The organism is Staphylococcus sp. HMSC072H03, from assembly GCF_001809305.1.
Classification (GTDB): Bacteria; Bacillota; Bacilli; order Staphylococcales; family Staphylococcaceae; genus Staphylococcus; species Staphylococcus hominis.
This window is the reverse complement of sequence record NZ_KV796905.1, coordinates 637-1760: the sequence shown is the minus strand read 5'-3', so window position 1 is coordinate 1760 and position 1124 is coordinate 637. Positions and strand designations below refer to the sequence as shown.

The window sequence follows — 1124 nt, the reverse complement described above, 5'->3', positions numbered from 1 at the left end:
TCATCAATTGCTTGTCTTGCTTCTGATTTTTTAACTACTGTCGGCTGAATATTATTTATCATTGTAGTGCTATTTTGTTCAACTTGATCTACGTCATTATTTGTTTTTGCTTGATCAATTCCATGTTTTGCTTTTATGACTTCTTCGTCAACTTTTGATTTCGCTGCTTCTTTTTCTTCTGTCGTTGCATCAGGTGTTTGATCAATGATGGCTTTCCTAGTTAATGCAATTTGATCAATAGCATTCTTAGCTGTCTCTTTTTTTACAACTTCTGGCTGAATGTTATTTATAGCAACAGTTCCTCTATCTTTTGCTTGATCTACATCACTATTTGTTATTGCTTGATCAATACTATGTTTTGCTTTTGTAACTTCTTCGTCAACTTTTTGTTTTGCTGCTTCTTTTTCTTCTATTGTCGCATTTGATGTTTGATCAATATTATTTTTTTTAGCTCTTGCTACTTGATCAATTAACGTTTTAGCTGCAATTTTTTTTATAATATTGGGTTGAATATTATTAATTGCTATTGTGCTATTATGCTCAACTTGATTCACATCATTATTTGTAACTGCTTGATTAATGTTACGTTTTGCTTTTGTTACCTCTTCATCAACTTTTGATTTCGCTACTTCTTTTTCTTCTGTTGTTGCATCAGGTGTTTGATCAATGATGTTTTTTCTAGTTAATGCAATTTGATCAATAGAAGTCTTAGCTGTCTCTTTTTTTACAACTTCTGGCTGAATGTTATTTATAGCAACAGTTCCTCTATCTTTTGCTTGATCTACATCACTATTTGTTATTGCTTGATCAATACTATGTTTTGCTTTTGTTACCTCTTCATCAACTTTTGATTTCGCTGCTTCTTTTTCTTCTGTCGTTGCATCAGATGTTTGATCAATGATGGCTTTTTTGATTTTTGCTTGAGTATCTATACCTCGTTTTGCTTGTTCTTTTTTAACTATATCTGGTTGGATATTATTTATTGATGCCGTACTATTATGTACTACTTGATCTACATCATTGTTAGACAAAGCACGATTAATATTATTTCTTGCTTCTGTCGCAGCTTCGTCTACTTTTGATTTCGCTGCTTCTTTTTCTTCTGTTGTTGCACCCGGTGTTTG

Annotated in this window: 1 protein-coding gene; it reads right to left on the bottom strand. The window is 32.0% G+C overall.

Annotation, left to right across the window (positions count from 1 at the left end; genetic code table 11):
- On the bottom strand, nucleotides 1–1124 hold a 1124-nt coding region (locus HMPREF2578_RS08700; RefSeq protein WP_176743751.1), incomplete at both ends, for a DUF1542 domain-containing protein.